Origin of the sequence: Solimicrobium silvestre (assembly GCF_002976435.1) — a bacterium.
Classification (GTDB): Bacteria; Pseudomonadota; Gammaproteobacteria; order Burkholderiales; family Burkholderiaceae_D; genus Solimicrobium; species Solimicrobium silvestre.
In genome coordinates, this window is the sequence record NZ_PUGF01000011.1 from 160290 (window position 1) to 168120 (window position 7831).

Below are 7831 nucleotides of genomic sequence, written 5' to 3' on the forward strand. Positions count from 1 at the left end.
GGTGAGCGTGTTTTGTGCTCACCCTTTGAGGTGATGTTAGCTAACCCGCATTCCAGGAACAGCACCCGGCCACGGTTCTAGAATATATAAGCCTGGATTGGCTTTTTCATCCGAGGCAGAAGCAGCTAAAACCATGCCTTCGGAAACGCCAAACTTCATTTTACGTGGCGCTAAATTGGCGACCATTACCGTCAATTTACCGATTAACTGTTCTGGCTGATATGCGGATTTAATGCCGGAAAACACATTACGAGTGCGGCCATCGCCGATATCCAGCGTTAATTGCAAGAGCTTGGTAGAGCCTTCAACAGCGACGCAATCAATGATTTTGGCGATGCGCAAATCTATTTTGGTGAAATCATCGATGCTGATTTCTGCACTTAATTCTTCGATATTGGCGCTAGCTGCTTTTTCTGCGCTGTCTTCAGCCACAGGTGCAGTCGGCGCATCAAACAATGCTTCAAAAATACTCGGTTCAACGCGTGTCAATAAATGTTGATACGGCTTAATCGTGTGACCATTTGGCAGTGTCGTCGCAACATCCGACCATTGCATCGGCGCGATATTGAGCCAGCTTTCGACTTGCGCAGCCACTTCTGGTAACACCGGTTTTAAATACAGCGTGAGAATGCGGAATGCTTCCAATAAGCGGCTGCAGACTTCTTGCAATGCGGCGTCGTTGGCGGGATCTTTAGCCAAAATCCACGGTTTGTTCGCGTCGACATAAGCGTTGATGATGTCGGCCTGCTCCATGATTGCGCGCAGTGCTTTACCATATTCACGACCTTCATATAACGCTTGAATTTCCGGTGCAATGCTACGGATGCTAGTTAAGAAACTGTCTGTGTCGGTGGCCCACAATGTATTTACCTGTCCATTAAAACGCTTGCTGATAAAACCTGCGGCGCGACTGGCGATATTGACAAATTTACCGATTAAATCGGAGTTGATACGCGCAGTAAAATCTTCCGCGCTAAAGTCGATATCTTCTACTTTAGCGTTCAGTTTGGCGGCTAAATAATAGCGCAGCCATTCTGGATTCATACCGATATCTAAATACTTTAATGGTGAAATTCCCGTGCCGCGTGATTTGGACATTTTTTCGCCAGATACGGTCACAAAGCCATGTGCGTAGACGCGATCCGGTGTTTTGTAGCCGGAGAATTTAAGCATGGCTGGCCAAAACAGCGTGTGGAAATAAGTAATGTCTTTACCGATGAAGTGAATTTGTTCGGTGGCTGGGTCAGCCATAAATGCATCAAAATCACGGCCGATTTTGTTGAAGTAGTTTTTCAGCGAAGCCAAATAACCGACTGGCGCATCTAGCCAGACATAAAAATATTTACCAGGCTGGTCTGGGATTTCAATGCCAAAATAAGGCGCATCGCGGCTGATGTCCCAATCGCCCAAACCATCTTCGCCATCCAGCCATTCACGAGCTTTGTTGGCGACTTCGGATTGCAAGCGGTTGCCATCAATTGCCCATTCGCGCAAAAATGCAACGCATTTTGGATCTGATAATTTAAAGAAAAAATGCTCGGACGATTTCATCACTGGCACAGCGCCAGTTAGTACGGAGTACGGGTTAATTAATTCGGTCGGTGAATAGACCGCGCTACAGACTTCGCATGAATCGCCGTATTGATCTTTGGCGTGACATTTAGGGCATTCGCCTTTGATGTAACGATCTGCCAAAAACATGTTTTTTACCGGATCGTAAAATTGTTCAATCACTTTACTAGCGATGAAGCCGGCGGCTTTTAGTTTGCGGTAAATATCTTGGGATAATTCATGATTTTCTGCGCCATCGGTGGAATGCCAGTTATCAAATGAGATGTGAAAACCATCTAAATATTGTTTGCGTCCCGATGCAATTTGCGCCACAAATTGTTGCGGTGTTAAGTTAGCTTTTTCCGCCGCGATCATGATCGGCGCGCCATGTGCATCATCTGCACAGACAAAATGCACTGCATTGCCCATCATTCGTTGATGGCGCACCCAAATATCAGCCTGGATATATTCCATAATGTGGCCCAGATGAAAGGCGGCGTTGGCGTAGGGTAGGGCAGTGGTGACGAACAGCTGGCGGGTCATAGTTGTCGATGCGAAAAAGTAAAAACGCTATTCTAACAGGTGAAAACGTGGCTGTTAAATCCATGTAGTTGACAAGAGAGCCTTGGTTTTGTAGAAAAGATAATGCGATGCATAGTTGAAATGCGTTGTCCTTGATATTTATTTCGCGCAAAATTCACCCAGACCTTCCAAATCATCCAAACATTAACTGGAACAAGCCTGCTAGACTGCTGCCATTATTTACGGAGAAAACCATGAGCGTGACAGAAAACCATATTAAATCCGCTTTAAGTCTAGTGATTGATCCCAACACCAACAAAGACTTAATATCGTCAAAATCAGTTAAAAACATTCAACTGCATGGTTCTGATGTTAGTTTGGATGTGGAGCTGGGTTACCCCGCCAGCAGCCAGTTCGACTTGATACGTGCCAATGTCGCTGAGGCGATTTTGGCCTTGGACGGCGTGGCGGCGGTGAATGTGAATGTGTCCAGCAAAATTGTGGCGCATTCGGTACAGCGCGGCATTAAATTGATGTCGAATGTTAAAAATATTATCGCGGTGGCGTCAGGTAAAGGCGGCGTAGGTAAATCAACCACGGCGGTTAATCTGGCGCTGGCGCTGAGCGCTGAAGGTGCGCGGGTAGGGATTTTGGATGCCGATATTTATGGCCCATCGCTACCGATGATGATGGGTATTGAAGGCCGGCCTGAAAGCTTGGACGGCAAAACCATGGAGCCTCTAGAAAATCACGGCATACAAGTATCGTCGATTGGTTTCATGATTGATCCGGCTGAACCAATGGTGTGGCGCGGCCCGATGGTGACGCAGGCGTTAGTGCAACTGCTGGAGCAAACTAACTGGCGTGAACTGGATTATTTGATTATTGATATGCCTCCAGGTACCGGCGATGTGCAATTAACCTTGTCGCAAAAAGTGCCGGTAACCGGCGCGGTGATTGTGACTACGCCGCAAGATATTGCCTTGCTCGATGCACGTAAAGGCTTAAAAATGTTTGAAAAAGTCGGGATTCCGATTTTGGGCATTGTCGAAAATATGAGCACGCATATCTGTTCCAATTGCGGTCATCAAGAAGCGATTTTTGGTGCCGGTGGCGGTGAAAAAATGTGCGCCGAATATGGAGTTGAGTTACTGGCGTCGATGCCGCTGACCATGACTATTCGTGAGCAGGCCGATTCAGGGCGGCCGACGGTGGTGGCTGATCCAACTGGTGTAGTAACTGCGTTATATAAAGAAATTGCCCGCAAAGTAGCGATTAAGGTGGCTGAAAAAGCTAAGGACATGAGTAGTAAATTCCCTACTATTACTGTGCAAAATACGTAATTTAGTTTTGAGTTGAGTATATGTAGGTATATGTATTGAAATGCAATGTTTTTAATATTAAATTACCTTGGTGATTAAATTTTGTGGCGTGGTCTTGCGTGTGGGTAATTAAGCACCATATGTGCCTGAGCGCAAAAAACGAGTATCAAAACGAATACAAAAAACTCGGCGGCATCCTGATTCGACGGCTTTATGTCGAATTTAGAGTTGTACATGGTAGAATCGCGGGTTGAGTTGGTGGTGGTTTTTGTGCCAACTCGCTCCGGTTATTTTTTAAATCTCACTCATTCATTAATCGCATGTCCATACTGACCCAGATTTTCGGTAGCCGTAACCAACGTCTATTGAAGCAATACCAAAGCACTGTGCGTGTGATCAATGCGCTGGAACCAGTTTTAGAAGCCTTGTCGGATACCGAATTAAAGGCTAAAACTGCCGAATTCAAAGCTCGCATCGAGCAAGGTTCAACCTTAGATCAGCTGTTGCCTGAAGCATTTGCCGTGTGCCGTGAAGCGAGCAAGCGTGCCCTGAAGATGCGCCATTTTGACGTGCAGCTGATTGGCGGCATGGTTCTGCATTACGGGAAAATCGCCGAAATGGGCACCGGCGAAGGTAAAACGTTGATGGCAACTTTGCCTGCCTATTTAAATGCCTTGTCCGGCAAAGGCGTGCACGTAGTGACGGTGAATGATTATTTGGCACAGCGTGACGCCGAATGGATGGATCAGTTATATAGCTGGTTGGGTTTAACCACCGGCGTTAACTTGTCGCAAATGGATCACGACACCAAACAAGCTGCGTATGCTGCCGATATTACTTACGGTACCAATAATGAATTCGGCTTTGATTACCTGCGCGACAATATGGTGTACGAAGCCAGCGAACGGGTGCAGCGCCCCCTGAATTTTGCGGTGGTGGATGAAGTGGATTCGATTTTGATCGATGAAGCGCGTACCCCGCTGATTATTTCTGGTCAGGCTGAAAATCACACCGACCTGTATTACAAAATCAATGAAGTCCCTAAATTATTAACCTTGCAAATCGGCGATGAAACGCCGGATGGCAAAGGTAAAGTAGATGTACCGGGCGATTACACTAAAGATGAAAAATCGCACCAGGTTTTATTGACCGAAGCCGGTCATGAACGTGCGGAACAAATCTTGACGCAAATGGGATTGTTACCGGAAGGCGCATCGTTATATGACGCAGCCAACATTACCCTGATCCATCATTTATACGCCGCCTTACGTGCCCACGCTTTGTATTTTAAAGACCAGCATTATGTAGTGCAAAATAATGAAGTGGTGATTGTTGATGAATTCACCGGTCGTTTAATGACAGGTCGCCGTTGGTCAGAAGGCTTGCATCAAGCGGTTGAGGCTAAAGAAGGCGTGAAGATTCAAAATGAGAATCAAACCTTAGCGTCGATCACATTCCAGAATTACTTCCGTATGTATACCCGTTTGTCCGGTATGACCGGAACAGCGGACACCGAAGCCTACGAATTCCAGGAAATTTATAAACTTGAAACCGTTGTTGTGCCGCCAAACCGGCCTTCAAAGCGAGTTGATCGTCAAGATCAGGTTTATAAGTCGTCGGAAGAAAAATACAATGCGATGTTAATCGACATTAAAGACTGCTGTGAACGCGGTCAGCCAGTGTTGGTGGGAACAACTTCGATTGAAAATTCGGAATTATTGTCCGGTATTTTGACCAAAGCCAAATTGGCGCATAACGTTCTGAATGCGAAGCAACATGCGCGTGAAGCAGAAATTATTGCCCAGGCTGGTCGTCCTAAAATGATTACCATCGCCACCAATATGGCGGGTCGTGGTACTGACATTGTGTTGGGCGGAAATGTTGAAAAACAAATTCAGTTAATTGAAGCCAATCCAGATTTAAGCGAAGGCCAAAAGCAGCAGCAATCACAAAAATTACGTGACGAATGGCAGTCATTGCATGACCACGTAGTGGCAGCTGGCGGTTTGCATATTGTCGGCACTGAACGTCATGAATCACGCCGTGTAGATAATCAGTTGCGTGGCCGTTCAGGACGCCAGGGCGATCCAGGTTCATCGCGTTTTTATCTATGCCTGGATGACTCTTTGCTGCGCATTTTTGCTGGCGACCGGGTACGTGCAATTATGGACCGGCTAAAAATGCCGGAAGGCGAACCAATTGAAGCCGGTATCGTTTCGCGCTCCATCGAATCAGCACAGCGTAAAGTAGAAGCCCGTAACTTTGACATTCGTAAACAATTGTTGGAGTACGACGATGTTTCTAACGATCAGCGCAAAGTAATCTACCAGCAGCGTAATGAATTATTGGAAACCACTGATATTTCAGAAATGATCGCTTCGTTGCGCGGTGCAGTATTCCATGACATCGTGCGGACTTACGTGCCAGCAGAATCGGTAGAAGAACAGTGGGATGTAAAAGCACTGGAAGCTACGTTGGCGACGGAGTGGCAGTTGGATTTGCCGCTTCAGCAAATGCTGAAAGACGAACCGGATCTGACTGACGAAGATTTGCTTGAAAAAGTGCAAGCTGCAGCGAATCAGGTATATGACGCAAAAATAGCGATTGTTGGACGTGAGTCATTCGGTCGTTTCGAGCGCAGCGTGACCTTGCAAAGCGTGGATACGCATTGGCGTGAACATTTAGCGGCATTAGATCATTTGCGTCAGGGGATACATCTGCGCGGTTACGCACAGAAAAATCCTAAGCAAGAATACAAACGTGAGTCGTTTGAATTGTTTGCCCAGATGTTGGAAATGATTAAAAACGATGTTACCAAAACGGTGATGGTAGTACGTATTCAATCGCGTGAAGAGATCGAAGCTGTCGAACCAGATCAACTCGCTAATGTGCATTATCAGCATGCTGACTTTGACGCTAATGCAGCGCCGGAAGAGTTGTTTTCACCGACTGCCGAACCGGAAGATCATAACCAGCCGCATGTTAATCACGCTTTAAAAGTGGGACGTAACGATCCTTGCCCATGTGGTAGTGGCCGGAAGTTTAAAATGTGTCATGGTCGCTTAGCGTAAGCTGAGTTAGTTGGTGTTAAATAAAAAAGGGACTGTGTGTCCCTTTTTTGTTTTTAAAACTTATTTTTAAAGAGTTATTTCGTGTCTCATTTTGCTTTTTTTCTGGTTATTCTTGCAGGGTTTATTCACGCAATGTGGAACATCGCAGCTAAAAAAGCTGGCGGTGATGCGCGTTTTGCCTGTCTTTCTAACCTAATCCTGATGGTGGTTTGGGCGCCAGTTGGTATTTACTTTGGTTGGGATGTTGTGCCTGATTGGGGCTGGAAAGAATGGAGTTTTATTGTAGCTAGTGGCGTATTGCATGGCTTATATTTTGTTACTTTACTTCGTGGTTATCGGAAGTCAGAGTTAACGGTGGTCTATCCCATGGCGCGCGGGTTTGCGCCTTTAATTTCTTCTTTTGCTGCGCTATTTTTGTTGGGTGAGCAAATTTCGCTATTTGGCGTGTTGGGAATTCTTGCTGTTGTTGGTGGCGTGTTTTTGATTGCCGGTGGGCCTAAGATATTCCGCGCTGTCTTGGCAGGATCGGGAGCAGAGTCGCAGCGCAAACGGATTCATAAGGGGATTTATTATGGCTTGCTAACCGGGATTTTTATCGCCGCGTATACCGTGTTAGATGGCTATGCGGTGAAGGTGTTATTGCTGGCACCTGTGTTGCTTTATTATTTCTGTAATTTTTTTCAGGTGGCATTTTTGTTGCCTGCTTTGTGGCGTAATCAGTACTCTACGATAGTGTCGTGGCGTTCTCAATGGAAGTACGCTTTGATTGTTGCCGTTGTTAGCCCAATTTCTTATGTGTTGGTGTTGTATGCAATGCAAATTGCACCGCTTAGCCATGTTGCGCCTGCGAGGGAAGTTTCTATGTTGTTTGCTGCGTTGATTGGGGGGCGGTTGTTGGGGGAGGGGGATCGGGTTATTCGGATAGTGGGGGCGGTGTTTATTGCAGGTGGGGTGATTGCATTGGGAATTTGAATTTATTGAAGTTTGTAAGTATTTTTTAGTGATGGCTAATACACGGCGCTGATTGAAGTTTGTATGTGTTGTTGTTGCTTTTGACGTTGTAGTTGTTTTTGACCTACCCCCACTTCTAGTTCGGCCGGTTTTTCAGCGGGAAAATGGATAAGAAAGGTTCGTTGTTTGAGCGTAGCGAGTTTCGAACTTTTCCCATTTTTCCGCTGAAAAATCGGGGTTTCCGAAATAGCGTGGTCGCCTTTTTTTGCTTACTTTTTTTGGCGACGTGTATAGACGTGAGACATGGGTAACACCTGTATCAGGACATAGGTAACACTATTGGGCATCAAGAATGATGTCCAATCGGAGCCGCCATTATGACCTGGAATACAGCCAATACTATGGACTTACGTT

At 46.1% G+C, this 7831-nt stretch carries 4 protein-coding genes; 3 read left to right on the forward strand and 1 reads right to left on the reverse strand.

What is annotated here, in order from left to right; translation table 11 throughout:
* Window positions 1-36: 36 nt before the first annotated feature.
* Window positions 37-2094, reverse strand: coding sequence for a methionine--tRNA ligase (metG, locus tag S2091_RS12840; RefSeq protein ID WP_105532333.1), 2058 nt, complete (start codon window positions 2092-2094; stop codon window positions 37-39).
* A gap of 233 nt (window positions 2095-2327) precedes the next feature.
* Here metG and apbC point away from each other — a divergent pair, with 233 nt between their 5' ends.
* The 3 genes from apbC (at window position 2328) to S2091_RS12855 (ending at window position 7438) form a co-directional block, all read left to right on the forward strand.
* A complete protein-coding gene (apbC, locus tag S2091_RS12845; protein WP_105532334.1) occupies window positions 2328-3416 on the forward strand; it encodes an iron-sulfur cluster carrier protein ApbC in 1089 nt (362 codons plus the stop codon).
* A 299-nt stretch (window positions 3417-3715) separates the two neighbouring features.
* Window positions 3716-6466, forward strand: a complete 2751-nt coding sequence (secA, locus tag S2091_RS12850) for a preprotein translocase subunit SecA (RefSeq protein ID WP_105532335.1) — start codon at window positions 3716-3718, stop codon at window positions 6464-6466.
* Window positions 6467-6547: 81 nt separating this feature from the next.
* Window positions 6548-7438: a DMT family transporter gene (locus S2091_RS12855; protein WP_105532336.1), complete on the forward strand. Its 891-nt coding sequence runs from the start codon at window positions 6548-6550 to the stop codon at window positions 7436-7438.
* Window positions 7439-7831 lie beyond the last annotated feature (393 nt).

What these genes read in the sequence shown, in the direction of transcription:
- secA (WP_105532335.1), top strand. Translation starts at nt 3,716, where the DNA reads ATGTCCATACTGACCCAGATTTTCGGTAGCCGTAACCAACGTCTATTG.
- metG (WP_105532333.1), bottom strand. Translation starts at nt 2,094, where the DNA reads ATGACCCGCCAGCTGTTCGTCACCACTGCCCTACCCTACGCCAACGCC.
- apbC (WP_105532334.1), top strand. Translation starts at nt 2,328, where the DNA reads ATGAGCGTGACAGAAAACCATATTAAATCCGCTTTAAGTCTAGTGATT.